Consider the following 19,188-nt stretch of genomic DNA (forward strand, 5'->3'; position numbering starts at 1 on the left):
CCTTCGGTTAGGCGAAGGCCACGACCAGTGGCCCGAGCAGGGTGAGAAACACGTTGGCCAGGGCGTAAGTGACCGCGAAGGGCACCGTGGGGATCGAGTTGCCGGCCTTGTCCAGCACCTCGCCGAAAGCGGGGTTGGCGCTGCGCGCTCCGGCGACGGCCCCGGCGAACAGCGCCAGGTTGCGGTAGCGCAGCACATAGCGACCGACCAGGATGGTGATGACGATGGGCACCACGCAGACCACCACCCCGATGAGGAAGATGGAGAGGCCCTGGGTAGCGATGGTCTCCACCGCCTGGCGCCCGGACTGCAGCCCCACCACCGCCACGAAGCCGGCCAGGCCGAGGTCGCGCAACAGCGTCGAGGCCGGCAACGGCAGGTTGCCGCGGGTCAGGTGGCGACTGCGATACCAGCCAAAGACCAGGCCGGCGATCAGCGCCCCGCCCCCGCTGCCCAGGGTCAGGGGGATGGCGCCCAGGCGGATCACGACCAGGCCGATGAGCAGCCCGACGGCCAGGCCGAAGCCATGGAAGACGAAGTCGGTCTTGTCGCTGGGGACGATGATGGAGCCGACCTGCTGGGCGACCCGCTGGATGTCGTCCGGGGTGCCATAGAGGGTGACCAGGTCGCCTGCCTCGATGACGGTATCGGGCTCCAGCGCCAGGGGCCGCCCGGCGCGTTTCACGCCAACCACGTAGACGCCGTGGCGCAGGGCCTGGCTGGCGGCCTGGCGGATCTCGGCCACGCGGCGACCGACGAAGGTCGGGTTGTCGAGGCTGACGTCGCGCTGCACCACCACCACGTCCATGTCGGGCGAGGACTGCAACTCGGCGCCCAGGCACCCGGCGATGGCCACCACCCCGGCGCGCCGCCCCACCACCAGCACCACGTCGCCGGCTTCCAGCACCGTCGTCGGGGTCACCCCGACCAGAGCGCCGCCGCGCTTGATGCGCTCGATGGTGAGGGCCGCCTGGGGATCACCCTGGTCGCTGACCTCCAGCTGTGCCACGGTCTGGCCGGCCGCCTGGTCGATGCGATAGAGCCGTCCCACCAGCGGCGGGATGGCGGGCAACTCCCCCGGGCCATAGACCTTGGCCCCGGCCAGCAACTCGGCCTCGGCCTGGGTCGCATCGTCGCGGATGCTGCGCCGCATGAACCAGGGCAGCACATTGACGCACAGGATGATGGCGCCAAAGGAGCCGAAGATGTAGGTCACCGCATAGCCCACGGCGACGTTGCCCTGCAGTGCCTGGATCTGCTCCAGCGGCAAGTCGAGCTTGGCGATGGCAGCGCTGGCGGTGCCGATGATGGCGGACTGAGTCATGGAGCCGGCGGCGATCCCCGCGGCGATGCCCTTGTCGAGGCCGAATAGCCGGGCGCAGGCGATGATGGTCAGCAGGCCGCTGAGCGCCATCACCGCGGCCAGGACGATCTCGCGCAACGATTGCCGACCCAGGGAGCGAAAGAACTGCGGTCCGCTCTCGAAGCCTACGGCGTAGATGAACAGCGCGAAGAGCACCGACTTGATGCCGTTGTCGATGCTGATGCCGACCTGGCTGATGACCACCGCCACCAGCAGCGAGCCGGCGACCCCACCCAGCTGGAACTTGCCGAACTGGATGCTGCCGACCCAGTAACCGATGGCCAGGGACAGGAACAGGGCCAGTTCCGGTGCCTGATTCAAGATCTGCCGCAGGTATTCCATGGGAGCCGCCTTCAACCAGGGATTCGAGAGCGGAACGAAGTGAAGGGGGTCCGGGCTGGCCTTCGAACGGCCCGGCGAGCCACGGCTCCACCTGCTACGCCACCTGTGCCCTGCAGGAAACTCCTGACAGCGAGGGCGCCCCGCTGACGATAGTCTTGTCATATGAAGACCTATGTCGGCATGGCCCAAAGAACCTAAGCACAGCATTCTAGAGCTGTCAAAAGCGCAGCCACCGCGAAGCGGCGCCGCGAAGACAGACTTCGCGGGCGTGAAATCCGCTCCCCATGACGGGGCTCGGCAGGCCACCGGCAGCCCGCCGACACTGGCCTGGCAGGAAGGTCGAGCGCGCCAGCGCCTGGCGTTCTTCGGGTGGAACTCACCTGGCACCTGTGCCCGCCATTCATCGGGTACTTCGGCGCGGTTGGTCCGGGTTTCGGCTGATCCTTTCGCCCTCGGCTGCTGCCCTTGGCCGCGTCACCGGCTAGAGCTTCATGCCCACCGCCAGCCGGTTGAAGGCGTTCATCAGCGCCACGGCAAAGGTCAGATCGGCGATTTCCGCGTCGCTGAACTGCGCCTTGAGCGGTTCGTAGGCCGCATCGGGCGCGCCCTTGTCGGCGACGGCGGTGAGGGTCTCGGCCCATTCCAGGGCGGCGCGCTCGCGGGCATCGAACAGTTCGCTGATGCGCCAGCCGGCCAGACGATCCAGCTTGGCCTGGCTGACGCCCTGCTCGCGCAGGGTTTCGGCGTGCTTGCCCAGGCAGAAGGCGCAGCCGTTGATCTGGGAGATGCGCAGGTAGATGAGCTCCACCAGTTCCAGGCCGAGGGAGCTCTGCGCCAGGGCCTGGCCCGTGGCGATCAGGCCCTGATAGGCGGCGGGCGAGAGGGTGGAAAACGGCAGTCGTAGTTGGCTCATGGTTCACTCCAGAGTGGTGGTGGCAGGATTGGCGAGATGGCGGAAGGGCACCTCGCGGGAGAGTTGTTCACGGGCGCTCGCCAGGGTGTCGGCCACCTCAGCCGGGTCGCCGACCAGGCCCTCCAGATAGCTGAAGTGCAGGTCGAACAGCCCGAGCGTGCCCAGGGCATGGCGCACGTAGGAGGTCAGGAAATCCGGCTGCCATGCGCGTGGCCCGCGGTGATGACCGCCCGAACTGACCAGCAGATAGACCGGCCGGTCGGCCAGCAGCCCGCGCTTGCCCTCGGCGGTGGACTCGAAGGTGCGGCCGATGCGCAGCACGAAGTCCAGCCACAGCTTGAGCGCCGCCGGCAGGGTGAAGTTGTGCAACGGCGTATTGATCAGCAGCAGGTCACTGGCCTCCAGCTCGCCGATGAGGGTTTCGGACAGGGCGAATACCGGCGCCTCCGGTGGCGTCCACCGGGTCAGGGCCTCGGCATAGTCGGCGCTCAGCGGTGGCAGCGGCGCGGTAGCCAGATCCCGCTCCAGTACCTGCAGGCGGGGATAGCCCTGGCGCAGGGCAGCCAGGAGTTCGCCGGCCAGCCGATGCCCGTGGGAGGCGGCCGGGCGCGGACTGGCGTTGAGGTAGAGGGCGGTCTTCATGCCGGCACCTCTCCGCTCAGGCGCTCGGCGAAATGCAGGCCACGGGCGAGCAGGCCCTGACGGAAGTAGAAGCGTTGGGCCAGGGGCATATGCAGGCCGGTATCCAGTATCAGATGGGAGCAGCCGCGCTCCAGGGCCTCGCTACGGACCGCTGCCAGCAGGCGGGCCCCCAGGCCATCGCGCTGGCGAGCCGGCGCCACCACCAGATCGTCCACATAGAGGAAAAGACCGTAGAGCAGATTTTCCAGTTCGCGGTAACCGGCCAGGCCGACCACCTCGCCCTCCTCCAGGGCGGCCAGCAGCCGATAACCCTGGGCCGCCTGGCGCTGAAGTTGCGCCTGGTAGCGCTCGGCGTCGGCGAGATGGGGGCGCAGAACCTGCATCAGCGGCAGACTGGCCTGGCACAGGGGATGATCGGGCGGCAGTGGCTGGAAGGTCAGGGCCATGGTGAGGGTCTCCAGGAAAGATGCCGCCACTCTAGGCCGCCAATGGCCTAGGCTATAGAGCCAAGAAAGCTACAAACGACCAGGCCATGACCCTGAACGCCGCCCTCGACAGCCGCCTTGCCCTGCCGCTCTATCGCCAGCTCTACCAGCGCTTCCGCCAGGCATTGGACGAAGGCCAGCTGCGGCCCGGTGACCGGGTCCCGGCGGTGCGCGCCCTGGCGGCGGAGTTGAACGTGGCCCGGGGCACGGTGGAGATGGCCTACCAGCAGCTGATCGCCGAAGGCTTTCTGCTGCCGCGCGGTCCGGCCGGGACCATCGTCTCGCCGCAGTGGAGTCGCCCGACCGCTCCACCAGCGGCCGTACCCTCCGTGCCGACCGCCTCGGCAACCCACGCCGGCGGCGTGCCGTTGCCGCTGCAGCTGGGTCTGCCGGCGCTGGACGCCTTCCCGCGCAAGCTCTGGACGCGCCTGGCCGCGCGGCAACTGCGCAGCCAGGGACTGGAGGGTCTGGTCTATCCCGATGCCCGGGGTCACGCCGGCTTGCGCGCCGCCCTCGCCACCTACCTCGGCCTGTCCCGCGGGATCGCCTGTCGTCCGGAACAGGTGTTCGTCTGCGCGGGCTATCGCGCCTGCCTGGATCTGATCGTGCAGACGCTGCTGGCGCCGGGTGCTGCCTGCTGGTTCGAGGAGCCCGGCTATTTCATCGCCCGCCGGGCATTGCAGGACGCCGGCCTGGAACTGGTGTCGGTTCCCGTGGACGCGGCGGGACTGGATGTCGCCGCCGGCCTCACCCGGGCGCCGAGCGCCCGTTGCGCCCTGGTCACCCCCAGTCACCAGAGCCCGCTGGGCGTGTCTCTCGCCCTGCCCCGGCGGCTGGCACTGCTGGACTGGGCGGGGCGGCAGAACGCCTGGATCATCGAGGACGACTACGACAGCGAATACCGCTACCAAAGCAAGCCGCTGCCCGCGCTCAAGAGTCTGGATGACGGAGGACGGGTGCTCTACACCGGTACCTTCAGCAAGGTGCTGTTTCCCGGCCTGCGCCTCGCCTACCTGGTGGTGCCACCCGAGCAGGTCGCCGCCTTCGGTCGCAGCGCCGACCGCTTGCACAACCATGCGCCCCTGCTGCTGCAGGGCACGGTGGCGAGCTTTCTCGAAGAAGGGCATTTCGCCCGCCATCTCAATCGCATGCGCACCCTCTACCGACAGCGCCGCCTGTGGCTGGCCGAGGCGCTGACGAGCGCGCTGGGCGACGCGGCGCGGATCGACCTGCAGGCCGGCGGCCTGCACCTGCTGGCACGCCTGACCCAGGGCGACGATCGCCGCTGGGCGGAGGCCGCCCAGGCCGACGGCCTGGCGGTCCAGGCCCTGTCGCGCTGGTATCTGGAGACGCCCAGTGCCCAGGGCCTGCTGCTGGGCTTCACCAATGTCGTCAGCGCGGCGGAAGCCGTAGCCCTGGCCCGGCGGCTGGCTCAGCTGGCGCCCTGACCGCTCGCTGTTCGTCTCGACCCTTCGCCCGTCCCGTCATCAGGGGCTGCCCCGAAGCGCAAAAATGTTTATTGCATCACATAAAACTTTTTCAGGTGCGACTGCTCAAAGACCAGGCTCGGAGGCTCTAGCCTACCACTCTTGGTCGGAAACAAAGCCTTTTTCGGCACCCACTCCGCAGGGAGCGGCGCGAGCGAAGTCACCCGCGATACCTGCACTACCAGGAGCCACGCTTCCCCGCCGTCCACGCAAGACACGGATCAGTCGCGTTTCCCTCCGCTCGTTCGCTGTGCTCCCAAAACGTTGCCCTCTGGGCGTGAGTCGACAACCTGGCGCGTGAGGCCTTCCCATGCTGCAACAGCTGACCATCGCGAACAAACTCAGACTCGGCTTCGGCGCCATTCTGGTCATCATCCTGGCGCTGATCCTGGCGGCCCGGCAGGGCTTCAACCAAGTCAATCTGGCGGTTCAGCAGAACATTCATTCCTACCACGTCCTGCAGGATTCGGACGCGGCCCTGCTGGCGCTGGTCAACATGGAGACCGGCATGCGCGGTTTCGCCCTGACCGGCAAGGAAGAGTTTCTCGAACCCCTGAACAGGGGTGAGCAGCGCTTCGCCGAGCAGTTGCAGGAGCTGACTCAGCTCACCCGCGACAACCCCGCCCAGCAGGCCGATCTGGCCCAGCTGGGCCAGGCCAAGCAGCAGTGGAATAGCGAGTCCGTCCAGCAGATCCTGGCGTTGCGCCGGCAGGTCAATGCCGGCACCCAGCCACTGGATGCCCTGACCGCCCGCATCGCCACCGCCCAGGACAAGGGCAGGATGGATGGCATGCGCGAGTTGCTGGCGCAGATCAAGACCCGTGAGAACGCCTTGCTGGACGGCCGGACCCAGTCGATGGCCGGCGCCAAGCAGCAGGCCATGGCGATCCTCATCAGTGGTGGCATCCTCGCCGCCCTGCTGGCGCTGGGTATCGCCTGGTCGCTGACCCGTACCATCGTGGGTCGGCTCACCCAGACCGTCGCCATCGCCCGCACCATCGCCGCCGGCCAGCTGGATTCGCCGATTCCCACTGGCGGACGCGATGAACTGGGCCAGCTGCTGGCCGCCTTCGGCCAGATGCAGGACAAGCTGCGCGGCATGATCCAGGGGATCAAGCAGGGCACCGACCAGTTGGTGGCCGCCTCCCACAGCATCTCGGCCAATTCCCAGCAGCTGTCCGCCGCTGCCCAGGAACAGTCCAGCGCCGCCTCCAGCATGGCGGCTACCGTGGAAGAGCTGACCGTGAGCATCAACCATGTCTCGGACAACGCCGGGGAAGCCCACGACCTCTCCAGCCAGTCGGGCCGACTGGCCCAGGACGGTGGCCAGACCATCCAGGCCTCGGTGGACAGCATGAGATCCATCGCCGGCACGGTGCAGTCCTCGGCCGCGCGCATCGGCGAACTGGGCGAGCATTCCGAGCGGGTCTCCTCCATCGTCAGCGTGATCAAGGGCATCGCCGACCAGACCAACCTGCTGGCGTTGAATGCCGCCATCGAGGCGGCGCGGGCCGGCGAACAGGGACGCGGCTTCGCCGTGGTGGCCGACGAGGTGCGCCAGCTGGCGCAACGCACCACCAATTCCACCCAGGAGATCGCCGCCATGATCGAGAAGATCCAGGCGGCGACCCAGGCCGCCATGAGCGACATGGAAGTGGGCGTGCGCCAGGTCAACGGCGGGGTCGACCTGGCCAACCAGGCGGGTGAGGCGGTGGTCAGTATCAACACCTCTTCGGACAAGGTGGTGCGGGTGGTCAACCAGATCTCCCTGGCCCTGCGCGAGCAGACCGCCGCCAGCCACGACGTCGCCCGTACCGTGGAGCGCCTGGCGAATATGGCCCAGCAGAACAGCGAAGCCATCGGCGAGACGGTACAGACCGCGGTGTCCCTCGACGCCCTGGCCAACGACCTGAATCGCCAGATCGGGCAGTTCCGCTGCTAGCGCCAGGCTCCCCCGCACCGCCTTTCCATCGATCCCGGCACCTGGCCGGGATCGCCTCGCCGAAACACCTCGCAACATTCTCTTGGCGCAACGGTCACACAGGCGTCTCCCTCAAGGCCTGCGTCCTGCATGAAAACCCCGCGTCCCGTCGATCGCCTGCCCCGCCTCAACCAGCTGCGCAATCTGAAAATGGCCCGCTCCGCCCACGCCTACGTCCGCGGCAGCACGGTGCAGTTCTACGAGTGGCTGCACAGCCAGCCCGGCCGCAACCTGCCCAATGGGCCGGCGGTATGGATCTGTGGCGACTGCCATGCCGGCAACCTGGGCCCCACCGGCGATCTGCACGGCTCCACCGACGTCAACATCCGCGACCTGGATCAGACCGTGGTCGGCAATCCGGCCCATGACCTGGTGCGCCTGGCGCTGTCGCTGGCCACGGCGGCGCGTGGCTCCGACCTGCCAGGGGTGACCACGGCGCGGATGCTCGAAGAGATGATGCGCGGCTACGAGGTGGCCTTCGAAGACGACCTCGAACGCGAGGTGCCGCGCCCCGCCCAGGTCAAGGCCGGAATGCGCAGCGCGGTGCAGCGCACCTGGAAGCACCTGGCCAAGGAGCGCATGGAAAACACCCGCCCCAAGCTGCCGCTGGGCAAGCACTTCTGGCAGCTGAGCAAGGACGAGCGCAAGGCCATCGCCGAGCTGTGCGAGACGCCGGGCATCCATGCCCTGGTGACCTCGCTCAAGGGCCGCAGCCACGACAGCCGCGTCGAACTGCTCGACAGCGCCTACTGGGTCAAGGGCTGCAGCTCCCTGGGGCTGCGCCGCTATGCCGTGCTGCTGGGCGTGGATGACGGCGACGACCAGGACTACTGCCTGATCGACGTCAAGCAGGCGGTGGCCGCCGCCGCCCCGCGCGTGGCCCATGCCACCATGCCCCGCGACAACGGCAAGCGCGTGGTGGAAGGCGCCCGCCAGCTCTCCCCGGCCCTGGGCAATCGCATGCTGGCGGTGCGTATGCTCGACCACTCCTTCTTCATCCGCGAATTGCTGCCCCAGGATCTCAAGCTGGAGCTGGACGAACTCAGCGCCCGCGAAGCCATGAGCGCCGCCGCCTACCTGGCCCGGGTGGTCGGCCGCGCCCACGCCCGGCAGATGGACCTGGCCACCCGCGTCGAGTGGATGAGCGACCTGCAGCGCAACCGTACCCGCACCCTGGATGCCCCCTCCTGGCTGTGGAGCAGCGTGGTGCAACTGGTAGGCGCTCACGAGATGGGTTACCTCGCCCACTGCCGCGCCTATGCCCTGGAGCATGCGCAGGACTGATCAGGTAGGGGCCAAATCTCCAGACTGGCACGCCACGTGGCCACTTGCGGAGCACTACTTGCGGTCCTTGTACCGTAAGTGATCCAGGAGAGTGGTAGTGAGACCTCTGGCACTCGCTACCACTCTTCCCCTCCTTTTGCCCGTCCTGCCAGTTTCTACGGCAGACAATGCCATGCCGCACTTAAACTTCCATTTTTTACAAGGAGGTTTCAGTGAAAAGGACGGTCATTCTCTTTGCTGCTTTGCTTAGCGGCTGCAGCATAAAACAGCAGGTGGCCCCGGCCGAGCTGTCCGGGGCGAGCTCTTCTGAGATCTGTACTATCCCTGCGGCAGGGCTAAGATCGGGCTTCAATACGACCTATGTCGATGCCCTGGAACGGAAAGGATTCAAGGTCAGGCCACTACCTGCTGGTTCGAACCCCGCCGAGTGCGACCTTTCCACCACCTATACCGGAACGTGGGGTTGGGATCTGGCGCTGTACATGAAGTTCGCGGATATCCGCGTGTTTCAGAATGGACGTCAAATTGGCCAGGCTATATACGACTCACGCTGGGGCTCGGGTCGACCGGACAAGTTCATCAACGCCGAAAACAAAATCAACCAGCTTGCAAACGAGTTGTTTCCCCGCGGTGCCGGCGAGCTCGTCCGCAAGTACCAGGCACCCGCTTCCATATCGGCGCCTAGCCTCTCGTCCAAGGAGGCCCGGATCCAGGCTCTTCAAGGTCAAGGGTTGTCTTATGAGGAATACTCGAGACGTTATCGGGAAATCATGGCCCAGTGATACTTCGTACTTTGTCATTGCTCATTCAGAAGGGCACCTTGAGTAGATGTCGGGCGGGCCGAAGGTAGTGACCATGAAACGCTGCTTTCGCTCGCCCATTCCCGCGCTCTTCGATGTCGCACGTTATCTGGACGCTGCGGTATCCGCACACCACGCGGGCTATGCAATGGACGCAGCAAGATTGTTCACGCTCGCTGACTGTCAGCTTTCGCGGCAATGGCTGGAGTCCATCTGGGGCCGAGCCAGCCCCTACGTGACGGTGACCAAGTTGCCGCCCTTACCTATCACGATGCCTGTCAAAGCCAGGATGCCCACCAACGCCCAGATCCGCAGCCTTCATGCGCGCGACGGCTTTCATTGCCGTTTCTGTGGACTACCCGTGATTCGCGCGGAAATTCGGAAGAAGGCGGTCGCGCTGTATCCCGAGGCCGTCAGCTGGGGCAGGACCAATGCCTCCCAGCATGCGGGCTTCCAGGCGTTATGGGCTCAGTACGATCATGTCGTGCCCCATTCCGCAGGCGGTACCAACGAGCTGGATAACCTAATCGTGACCTGTGCCGCCTGCAACTTCGGCAAGATGTCCTATCGTCTGGAGGAAATTGGCCTGCTGGACCCCAGAGAGTTTCCCATCGTGGTCAGCCATTGGGACGGACTGGAGCGATTCGAGGCTTTCCCGGAGCATAAATTCGAGCTGAACGGAGACTCTTACTAACTCGCAAGGTCCGATTCTGCACGTTCCTGAACAAGGCTGTACTTCGCCCATGCCCTCCTCCCCCCGTCCCGGTTTCGTCTCCGTCCGCGGTGCCCGCGAGCACAATCTGAAGAACGTCGACGTGGACATCCCTCGCGATGCCCTGGTGGTCTTTACCGGGGTGTCCGGCTCGGGCAAGTCGTCGCTGGCCTTCGGCACCCTCTACGCCGAGGCCCAGCGCCGCTACTTCGAATCCGTGGCGCCCTATGCGCGGCGACTGATCGACCAGGTCGGGGTACCCCAGGTGGAAGCCATCGAGGGTCTGCCGCCGGCGGTGGCCCTGCAGCAGCAGCGCGGCCAGCCCAGCAGTCGCTCGTCCATGGGCAGCGTGACCGGACTGTCCAGTCTGGTGCGGATGCTCTACTCCCGCGCCGGGCGCTATCCCGCCGACCAGCCGATGCTCTATGCCGAGGACTTCTCGCCCAACACGCCCCAGGGCGCCTGCCCCAAGTGTCACGGCCTGGGCCGGGTCTACGAGGTGACCGAGGCCTCCATGGTGCCGGACCCCGCGCTGACCATCCGCCAGCGCGCCATCGCCGCCTGGCCCACCGCCTGGGGCGGGCAGAATCTGAGGGATATCCTGGTGACCCTTGGCTATGACGTCGACGTCCCCTGGCGCGACCTGCCGCAACAGCAGCGCGACTGGATCCTCTTCACCGAGGAGCAGCCCACCGTCCCGGTCTATGCCGGCCTCACCCCCGAGCAGACCCGCGCCGCGCTCAAGCGCAAGGCCGAGCCCAGCTACCAGGGCACCTACACCGGGGCGCGGCGCCATGTGCTGCACACCTTCGCCAATTCCCAGAGCGCCAAGATGAAGCAGCGCGCGGCGCGCTTCATGATCGGCCAGACCTGCCCGCTGTGCCACGGCAAGCGGCTGACCCGGGCGGCGCTCTCGGTGACCTTTGCCGGCCTGGACATCGGCGAGCTGTCGCGGCTGCCGCTGGACGACCTCACCGTACTGCTGCGCCGGGTCGCGGCCGGCGATTTCGACGAGGCGAAGGATGCCCGCGTGCTGGACGCCAAGACCGGCAAGCAGGATCGCGCCCGGCGCAAGGCCGCTGGTGGCAGCGACCACGCCGGCGCACCGGACGTGCGCCGCACCCCCGATCTGTCCCCGGAGAAACGCCTGGCCGCCCAGCGCATGGCCAGCGAATTGCTGGAACGGCTGCAGACCCTGACCCGCCTGGGCCTCGGCTACCTGGCGCTGGAGCGCAGCACCACCACCCTCTCTTCCGGCGAGTTGCAGCGGCTGCGCCTGGCGACCCAGCTGGTGTCCCAGCTGTTCGGCGTGGTCTATGTGCTGGACGAACCCTCCGCCGGTCTGCATCCGGCCGATGGCGAATCCCTGCTGGAAGCCCTCGACGGCCTCAAGGCCCAGGGCAATTCGCTGTTCGTGGTGGAGCACGACCTGGCCACCATGAAGCGTGCCGACTGGCTGGTGGATGTCGGTCCCGCCGCTGGCGAAGGCGGTGGCCGGGTGCTCTACAGCGGTCCGCCCGCCGGCCTGGCCGACATCGAGGAGTCGGTGACGGCGCGCTATCTATTCGCCGCGCCGCAGCGCGAGACCCGGCCGCCCCGCGAACCCCAGGGCTGGCTGCGCCTGGCCGGGGTCACCCGCAACAACCTCCAGGGCCTGGACGCCGCCTTTCCGCTGGGCTGCCTGACCGCGGTGACCGGTGTCTCCGGTTCGGGCAAATCCAGCCTGGTCAGCCAGGCGCTGCTGGAACTGGTGGGCGCCGAGCTGGGCCAGCGCGCCGCCGAGGACAGTGACGAGGCAACGGAGCTGGACGCCGATGCCCTGCCCGCCACCACCGGCCAGGTGGTCGACGGCCTCGGCGGCATCCGCCGGCTGGTGCCGGTGGACCAGAAGCCCATCGGCCGCACCCCACGCTCCAACCTCGCCACCTACACCGGGCTGTTCGACGGGGTGCGCAAGCTGTTCGCCGCCACCCCAGAAGCCCAGGAAAGAGGCTTCGATGCCGGGCGCTTTTCCTTCAACGTCGCCAAGGGCCGCTGCCCGACCTGCGAGGGCGAAGGCTTCGTCAGCGTCGAGCTGCTGTTCATGCCCAGCGTCTATGCCGCCTGCCCCACCTGCCAGGGAGCCCGCTACAACCCCGAAACCCTGGAGGTGCGCTGGCAGGGCAAGACCATAGCCGAGGTCCTTGGCCTGACGGTGGACGAGGCCCTGGCCTTCTTCGCCGAGGAAGTCCCGGTGGCGCGAGCCCTGCGGGTATTGGCCGACATCGGCCTGGGCTATCTGCGCCTGGGCCAGCCGGCCACCGAACTCTCCGGCGGCGAGGCCCAGCGCATCAAGCTGGCCACCGAGTTGCAGCGCACCAGCCGTGGCACCACCCTCTATGTGCTGGACGAACCCACCACCGGCCTGCACCCGGCCGACGTGGAGCGCCTGATGCGCCAGCTGCACGGCCTGGTCGACGAAGGCAATACGGTGGTGCTGGTGGAGCACAATCTGCAGGTGGTGGCCGGCAGCGACTGGCTGATCGACATCGGCCCCGGCGCCGGCACGGCCGGCGGTCGCATCGTCGCCAGCGGCACGCCCCGCGCGGTGGCGGACGATCCCGCCAGCCCCACGGCGCCCTATCTTCGCCCCCTGTTCGACTAGCTGGCCAGCGGTGCCAGGCTGCGGCGACAGGCCGCCAGCACCAGCAGGGAAGCCACCGCCGCCAGGGCACCGAACTGGAAGGTGGCGGCGGAGCCGAGAAAGTGCCAGAGCGCGCCGGCGATGCTGCTGGCCAGCAACAGGGCGATGCCACTGACCAGGTTGAACAGGCCGAAGGCGGTGCCGCGCAACTCGGCCGGGGCGGTGCGGGCGACCATGGCGGCAAGCAGCCCCTGGGTCATGCCCATGTGCAGGCCCCAGAGCACGATGCCCAGCGCCAGACCGCTCCAGCCGATGCTCAAGGCCAGGGCCAGGTCGGCCAGGATCAGCAGCATCAGCCCCCAGGCCAGCAGCGCGCGGTGACTGACCCGGTCGGATAGCGCGCCCAGCGGATAGGCCGACAGCGAGAACACCAGGTGCATGCCCACCATCACCAGCGGCACCAGCGCCAGGGGTACCCCCACCTGCTCGGCCTTGAGCACCAGGAAGGCTTCGCTGAAGCGCGCCAGGGTGAAGATGCCGCCGAGCAGCGCCACCTGCCAGAAGGCCGCCGGCAGCTTGCGCAGCTGGCTGCGGGTCAGTGGATTGGTGCGCGCCTGGACGATAGCCGCCTTGGGTTCGTCCAGGCCGAAAACCAGCAGGGCCACGGCGATGAAGGCCGGGATCACCGCCACCCAGAACACCGCGCGGAAATCGTTGGCCCAGAGCAGCATCAGCCCCACCGCCAGCAGCGGGCCGAGAAAGGCGCCAAAGGTGTCCAGCGACTGGCGCAGGCCATAGGCGGCGCCGCGGATCTCCGGCGGCGTCACATCGGCCACCAGGGCGTCGCGCGGCGCCCCGCGGATGCCCTTGCCGATGCGATCCATGAAGCGCGCGCCGAACACCAGACCGGCACCGCTGGCCAGGGCGAACAGCGGCTTGCTCAGGGCCCCCAGGCCATAGCCCAGCACCGCCAGGCCCTTGCGCTTGCCCAGGTAGTCGCTGAGTACGCCGGAAAAGATCTTGGTGATGAGCGCGGTCGCCTCGGCCACCCCTTCGAGAATGCCGATATAGAGCACGCTCAGGCCCAATCCGGTGGCCAGGAACAGCGGCAGCAGGCTGTGGATCATCTCCGAAGAGATGTCCATGAACATGCTCACTCCACCCAGAATCCAGACCCCTCGGGGTATCCGTCGCCAGCTCGCCGTCATCGTCACGCCCCTGTCCCCCTCGATCCCGTCCATCCCTGCCTGGCGGCAGGCAAACCGGTCGAAACTAGCATGACGATTGCCTGAGGCTCTACGGACGTGACATCCCCCGTTACACTGGGCGCCGCTCCTTTCCTCGAGGCCATCCCATGAAAACCCTGCTGGTCATCGGCATCGGCGCCGGCGATCCCGACTACCTCACCCTCCAGGCCATCGCCGCCCTCAATCGCGCCAGTACCTTCTTCCTGTTCGACAAGGGCACGGAAAAGGACAGCCTGATCCACCTGCGCGAAACCATCTGCGCCCGCCACATCCGCCAGGCGGACTATCGCTTCGTCACCGCGCCCATTCCCGAGCGTCGCCGCGAAGGCGACTACCGCCAGGCGGTGGACGACCTCAACGCCGCCAAGCAGGCGCTGATGGTGGAGATGATCGAGCAGGAACTGGCGGACGATGAATGCGGCGCCTTCCTGGTCTGGGGCGATCCGGCGCTGTACGACAGCACCCTGCGCATCCTGGCGGCGATCAAGCGCGAAGGCCGGCTGGACTTCGACTACGAGGTGATTCCCGGCATCTCCAGCGTCCAGGCCCTGGCCGCGCGCCACCGGGTGCCGCTCAATCGCATCGGCCAGGCCCTGGAGATCACCCCGGGCCGGCGCCTGGAGCGCTTCCCCGCGCACCTGGACAGCCTGGTGGTGATGCTCGACTCCCATGAGGCCTATCGCCGCCTGGACGAACCCGGCCTGTATATCTACTGGGGTGCCTATGTGGGTACGGCGGACGAGATCCTTATCGCCGGTCCGCTGCAGGAGGTGGCCGAGGAGATCCACCGGGTGCGCAGCGCCGCGCGTGAAGAGCACGGCTGGATCATGGACACCTATCTGCTCTGTCGGGGGCCGGCGGACGCCTGAGAGTTGTCCAGGCGTCGATCCAAGTGAAGGGTCTGCCAGGGCAAGGCCCTCTCCCGCGCGACGACCTGAAAGCCCTGGTCGAGCCAGAAGGCTTCGGCCCCGGGCAGAAAGGGATGGGTGTGCAGGTAGAGGCGCTCGACCGCGTCGCGCCGCGCCTGGGCCAGCAGCGCCCCGAACAGCCGTCGCGCCAGGCCCTGGCGCCGCTGCCGGGGCACCACGAACAGCCGCACCACTTCGACCACCCTTTCACCCGGATAGGCCAGCTGGGGAAAGCGTCGGTCGTAGGGTCGATAGGCGATGCTGCCGATCGGCTCTCCGGCGGCGCCCCGGGCGAGCAGCAGGCAGCCACGATCCGCACCATAGTGGTCGGCGAAGCGCTGTAGATCCCGGGGTACGGCGTTCGCCTCGACCCGGCTACCGAACAGCTCGCGATAGCTCGCCAGCAGAAAACCCAGCGTCTCGTCATCCGCCACGGTGAGCCGTTCGAGGGTGATGGGTGGCGCTTCGCTCATGGTCCTGTTCGTCTCTCCAACAGCGGCAGGGGCGCGACATTTCGGCGCAGGTTCGCGCCGGCCGGGCTGTGCGTGGCCCGCGACGATGATACAGTCCCTCGCCATGATAACCGTCCGTTCCCCGCGCGCTTCGCTCGCCTGGATGCTGCTCGCCTGCATCCTGCTGAACGGACTCGTCTGCGCCCTGGGCCATGGCCAGATGCTGGCGCGACTTACCTTGCCGGTCTCGTCTCCGCTGGCCCAGACGCACGAGCACCATCACGGCCTGCACGCCCAGACCGCCCAGGACGACATGGCCGGCATGCATGCGGGCCTGCCGGGCGGCAGCGGGACCACCCTCTCCCCCACGGGTGACTGCGTCTTCGCCGCCACCCTCTTCCTCGCCACGCTGGCCGCCGTCGTGCTGCAGTGGCTGCTGCGTCCCGGCGATCCTCATCGTCCTCGCTACCAGAGTGCCCTGCCGCCGCCGCCCCGCGCACGGCGCTCCACGCTCCATCCCCAGGCGCCCTGACACCCCGGCGACGAAAGACAGCTGTCCTCCTTTCTCGTAATCCTGCGCGTGGCCCCTCGCTGGCCGCGCGTCGCTCCGTGGTGAACGCTATGACTTCGCACCCCTCCACTCCGGCCGCCAAGACGCCGGGGCCGCTGCTGCAGCTGTTGGCGCGGCTGCATTTCCTCATTGGCCTGTTCGTCGGTCCCTTCCTGCTGGTGGCCGCCGCCAGCGGCCTGATCTATGCCCTCACGCCGCAACTCGAGGCCCACCTCTATGCCGAGGCCCTGCATACCCCCAGCCGCGGCAAGCCCCTGCCGCTGGCCGAGCAGATCCATATCGCCCAGGCCGCGGTAGGCCCCACCCTGACCCTGGGCGCGGTGCGCCCCGCGCCGGCCGAAGGCGACACCACCCGGGTGATGTTCAACGATCCGGCGCTGGGCGAGTCGACCCACCGGGCGCTGTTCATCGATCCGTTCACCGGCGCCATCCGCGGCGATCTGGCGGTCTATGGCACCAGCGGCATCCTGCCGCTGCGCACCACCATCGACCAGTTCCACCGCAGCCTGCTGCTCGGCGAACCTGGTCGCCTCTACAGCGAACTGGCCGCCTCCTGGCTGTGGGTCGCGGCCCTCGGCGGTCTGACCCTGTGGCTGGTGCGCCGCCGCCAGCGCCGCCCGGCCCGCGGCCTGCGCGGCCTGCATGCCAGCACCGGGGTCTGGCTGCTGGGTGGCCTGCTGTTCTTCTCCGCCACCGGTCTGACCTGGTCGCGCTTCGCCGGCGACAACATCGGCGTGCTGCGCGCCCACTACGGCTGGTCCACGCCGGGCGTGAAAACCGCCCTGGGCACCGCCCCCGCGCCGGCCATGACCCATGACGAGCACGCCGATCACCATGGCGCCATGCACATGGCCAAGGCACCGGCTCTGGATCCGGCCACCTTCGACGGGGTGCTGGCCAGCGCCCGCGCCGCCGGCATCGACGCCGGCAAGCTGGAGATCCGTCCGGGGCGCAGCGCCGACAAGGCCTGGACGGTGAGCGAGATCGACCGCCGCTGGCCGACCCAGGTGGACGCCGTCGCCGTCGACCCGACCAGCTTCAAGGTGGTCGATCAGGTGCGTTTCGCCCAGTACTCGCTGCCGGCCAAGCTGACCCGCTGGGGCATCGATGCCCACATGGGCGTGCTGTTCGGCCTGGCCAACCAGCTGGTGCTGGCGGTCATCGCCCTGGGCCTGCTGGTGATGACCGTCTGGGGCTATCTGCTCTGGTGGCGCCGTCGGCCCAGCCGCGATCCGGCACAACCCGGCCTGATCGCCCTCTGGCGCCAGCTGTCGCCCTTGCCGCGTCTGCTGGTCCCGGCGACGGCCCTGCTGCTCGGCCTGTGCCTGCCGGTGCTGGGCGGCAGCCTGCTGCTGTTCCTGATGGTAGACGCCCTGCTCGGCCTGCGTGGCCCAGCGCTGCGCACGGAGGCCGGTTCGGCCTGAGGCGGGGATGGGTGGTTGTTGGCCTTCGCCCTGACCTAGTCGGAGCGTGGAAAACCGCGCAGCGTTTTCCACCTGTGCCCACCCCGGACGCGTGGACAAGGCTGCGCCGTTGTCCACCCTACCCGCACGTAGCCTCCCGCCCACACCAACCACCCCCCTCTCCCTCCGGGAGAGGGCTGGGGTGAGGGCCCGCCCCAAATCGCAGTCGTAGCGTGGAAAACCGCGCAGCGTTTTCCACCTGTGCCCATCCCGAACGCGTGGACAAGGCTGCGCCGTTGTCCACCCTACCCGCACGTAGCCTCCCGCCCACACCAACCACCCCCTCTCCCTCCGGGAGAGGGCTGGGGTGAGGGCCCGCCCAACATCAGTCGTCACGCCAGGAACCGCCTCCCAGACCATCCATCGGCATACCTATCCGACGCTGGCGCACCCCAGCGAGACGCTTATAGTTATCGCAATCCCCATCCATCAAGGATCTGCCATGCCTCGCCTGTTGCACGTGATAGGTTCGCCCCGCCAGGATCGCTCCGCCTCGCTGGAAGTCGCCACTGCCTTCATCCAGGCCTGGCAGGGCAAACACCCCGATGCCGAGGTCGATACCCTCGACGTCTGGCAGTGCGACCTGCCGGAGTTCGACGGTCCCATCCTCGACGCCAAGTACGCCGGCATCCAGGGCGAGTCCCTCAGCGGCGAGCAGGAGCACGCCTGGAAAGTGGCCAAGACACTGGCACAGCGCTTCAAGGCCGCCGATGTACTGGTGTTCGGCGTGCCCTGCTGGAATTTCGGCATCCCCTACAAGCTCAAGCAGCTGTTCGACGTGGTCAGCCAGAAGGACCTGCTGTTCACCTTCGACGACCGCGGCCTCAACGGCCTGCTCGGCGGCCGCCAGGCCCTGGTGATCGCCGCCCGTGGTGTGGCCCTGGATCGTCAGGAGCACCAGGAATCCTATCTGCGCACCTGGTGCGAGATGGTCGGCATCGATCGGATGCACACCGTGGTGGTGGAAAAGACCCTGTTCGGGCCGGAAGTCGACCAGGCGTCGCGCGACCAGGCCAAACAGGACGCCGTGGCCCTGGTGAGCAAGCTCTGACCCCTGACTGCAGGGGCCACCCTCACCCCAACCCTCTCCCCGGGGGAGAGGGGGTAGATCGGCGCGGGCGGACGGGCGCGTAGTTTGGGTCGAGCACCGCGAGGACCTACCCCCTCCCCGCGCCAGGTCCCTCAGCGATGCCGGGTGGTCGAGCTCAGCTTGTACCTGTCGCCCGGATGCAGCAGCCGCACATAGCTGACCAGGTGCTCGTCCGACCAGGTGCGGCGGATCATCGACAGGCAGGCCGCGCCCTCGGCGATGTCCAGCCAGCGTGCGGTCTGGGCGGTGGCCAGCACCGCCTCGACGATATGTTCCACATCGCTGATCGGACAGCTGGCCACCAGCACCTCGTTGGGCGTCTGGCGGCTGAAGTCGCTTTCCAGGTAATGCGGCACCCAGCGCGGATTGACGTAGCGATCCTCCAGCTGGATGGGCAGGCCGTTCTCGCGGTGCACCAGGATGCTGTGAAACACCTGGCTGCCGATCCGCAGGCCCAGACGCAGGGCCACTTCATCGTCGGCGGCGATGGCCTCGCTGCGCAGCACCTCGTTGGAATAGACATGCCCTCGGGCGCGCACCTCGGCGGCGATGTTCATCACCTCGTGCAGCGAGGACTCGGCCTTGCGCTCGATGACAAAGGTCCCGAGCCCTGCCTGGCGCGTCAGGTAGCCCTGCTGCACCAGGCGGGTGATGGCCTTGTTGGCGGTCATGCGGCTGACCGCGAAATCCCGCGCCAGCTGCTCCTCGGTGGGGATCTGGTGATGCACCGGGTAGGCACCACCCTGGATGCGTTCGAGCAGAAAGTCCTCGATCACCTTGTAGCGCGGGGGTGTCGTGCTGCTCACGCGAACTCCAGGCCGGAAA

At 67.8% G+C, this 19,188-nt stretch carries 16 protein-coding genes and 2 pseudogenes; 11 read left to right on the forward strand and 7 right to left on the reverse strand.

The features are described from left to right. Positions 1-7: 7 nt before the first annotated feature. From aspT to EC839_RS06460, 4 genes are all read right to left on the reverse strand, one after another. Positions 8-1,705: an aspartate-alanine antiporter gene (gene aspT, locus EC839_RS06445; protein WP_007159347.1), complete on the reverse strand. Its 1,698-nt coding sequence runs from the start codon at positions 1,703-1,705 to the stop codon at positions 8-10. 481 nt (positions 1,706-2,186) lie between these two features. After that, on the reverse strand, positions 2,187-2,618 hold the full coding sequence (locus tag EC839_RS06450; protein ID WP_007159348.1) for a carboxymuconolactone decarboxylase family protein: 432 nt from the start codon (positions 2,616-2,618) through the stop codon (positions 2,187-2,189). Positions 2,619-2,621: 3 nt separating this feature from the next. After that, positions 2,622-3,260: an FMN-dependent NADH-azoreductase gene (locus tag EC839_RS06455; protein ID WP_007159349.1), complete on the reverse strand. Its 639-nt coding sequence runs from the start codon at positions 3,258-3,260 to the stop codon at positions 2,622-2,624. Next, the gene (locus EC839_RS06460; protein ID WP_007159350.1) at positions 3,257-3,706 is read right to left on the reverse strand and encodes a GNAT family N-acetyltransferase; all 450 of its coding nucleotides are present in this window, start codon (positions 3,704-3,706) and stop codon (positions 3,257-3,259) included. Before EC839_RS06460 ends, EC839_RS06455 begins: the two co-directional genes overlap by 4 nt. A gap of 86 nt (positions 3,707-3,792) precedes the next feature. On the opposite strand from EC839_RS06460, the gene EC839_RS06465 reads away from it, so the two are divergent. The 7 genes and pseudogenes from EC839_RS06465 to EC839_RS06490 all read left to right on the forward strand — a co-directional run bounded on the left by EC839_RS06465 (position 3,793) and on the right by EC839_RS06490 (position 12,653). Beyond that, the gene (locus EC839_RS06465; protein WP_007159351.1) at positions 3,793-5,193 is read left to right on the forward strand and encodes a PLP-dependent aminotransferase family protein; all 1,401 of its coding nucleotides are present in this window, start codon (positions 3,793-3,795) and stop codon (positions 5,191-5,193) included. Positions 5,194-5,542: 349 nt separating this feature from the next. Beyond that, positions 5,543-6,316 (forward strand): annotated as a pseudogene (locus EC839_RS24865) (CHASE3 domain-containing protein); the annotation flags it as partial. 261 nt (positions 6,317-6,577) lie between these two features. After that, positions 6,578-7,174 (forward strand): annotated as a pseudogene (locus tag EC839_RS24870) (methyl-accepting chemotaxis protein); the annotation flags it as partial. 129 nt (positions 7,175-7,303) lie between these two features. Beyond that, on the forward strand, positions 7,304-8,497 hold the full coding sequence (locus EC839_RS06475) for a DUF2252 domain-containing protein (protein ID WP_007159354.1): 1,194 nt from the start codon (positions 7,304-7,306) through the stop codon (positions 8,495-8,497). 212 nt (positions 8,498-8,709) lie between these two features. Then, entirely contained in the window at positions 8,710-9,279 is a 570-nt protein-coding gene (locus EC839_RS06480; RefSeq protein ID WP_007159355.1) for an Sbal_3080 family lipoprotein, read from the forward strand. 73 nt (positions 9,280-9,352) lie between these two features. Next, on the forward strand, positions 9,353-9,991 hold the full coding sequence (locus tag EC839_RS06485; RefSeq protein WP_100168949.1) for an HNH endonuclease: 639 nt from the start codon (positions 9,353-9,355) through the stop codon (positions 9,989-9,991). Between the two features lie 49 nt (positions 9,992-10,040). Beyond that, entirely contained in the window at positions 10,041-12,653 is a 2,613-nt protein-coding gene (locus EC839_RS06490; protein WP_132832479.1) for an excinuclease ABC subunit UvrA, read from the forward strand. Here the strand turns inward: EC839_RS06490 and EC839_RS06495 are convergent. Continuing rightward, the gene (locus EC839_RS06495; RefSeq protein ID WP_007159358.1) at positions 12,650-13,783 is read right to left on the reverse strand and encodes an MFS transporter; all 1,134 of its coding nucleotides are present in this window, start codon (positions 13,781-13,783) and stop codon (positions 12,650-12,652) included. The two genes, EC839_RS06490 and EC839_RS06495, sit on opposite strands and share 4 nt — an antisense overlap. 203 nt (positions 13,784-13,986) lie before the next feature. On the opposite strand from EC839_RS06495, the gene cobF reads away from it, so the two are divergent. After that, a complete protein-coding gene (gene cobF, locus EC839_RS06500; RefSeq protein WP_007159359.1) occupies positions 13,987-14,748 on the forward strand; it encodes a precorrin-6A synthase (deacetylating) in 762 nt (253 codons plus the stop codon). Here cobF and EC839_RS06505 read toward each other — a convergent pair. Next, entirely contained in the window at positions 14,715-15,260 is a 546-nt protein-coding gene (locus EC839_RS06505) for a GNAT family N-acetyltransferase (protein ID WP_007159360.1), read from the reverse strand. The two genes, cobF and EC839_RS06505, sit on opposite strands and share 34 nt — an antisense overlap. A 103-nt stretch (positions 15,261-15,363) precedes the next feature. On the opposite strand from EC839_RS06505, the gene EC839_RS06510 reads away from it, so the two are divergent. The 3 genes from EC839_RS06510 (at position 15,364) to EC839_RS06520 (ending at position 18,324) form a co-directional block, all read left to right on the forward strand. Beyond that, complete coding sequence (locus EC839_RS06510) at positions 15,364-15,771, forward strand: hypothetical protein (RefSeq protein WP_007159361.1); 408 nt, start codon at positions 15,364-15,366, stop codon at positions 15,769-15,771. Positions 15,772-15,860: 89 nt separating this feature from the next. Continuing rightward, complete coding sequence (locus tag EC839_RS06515; protein WP_007159362.1) at positions 15,861-17,234, forward strand: PepSY domain-containing protein; 1,374 nt, start codon at positions 15,861-15,863, stop codon at positions 17,232-17,234. Positions 17,235-17,715: 481 nt separating this feature from the next. Further along, positions 17,716-18,324: an FMN-dependent NADH-azoreductase gene (locus EC839_RS06520; protein ID WP_007159363.1), complete on the forward strand. Its 609-nt coding sequence runs from the start codon at positions 17,716-17,718 to the stop codon at positions 18,322-18,324. A gap of 131 nt (positions 18,325-18,455) precedes the next feature. On the opposite strand, the gene hutC is transcribed toward EC839_RS06520, so the two are convergent. Further along, the gene (hutC, locus tag EC839_RS06525; protein WP_007159364.1) at positions 18,456-19,169 is read right to left on the reverse strand and encodes a histidine utilization repressor; all 714 of its coding nucleotides are present in this window, start codon (positions 19,167-19,169) and stop codon (positions 18,456-18,458) included. Positions 19,170-19,188 lie beyond the last annotated feature (19 nt).

It is taken from the genome of Pseudomonas sp. JUb52, assembly GCF_004341115.1.
Taxonomy (GTDB): Bacteria; Pseudomonadota; Gammaproteobacteria; order Pseudomonadales; family Pseudomonadaceae; genus Chryseomonas; species Chryseomonas oryzihabitans.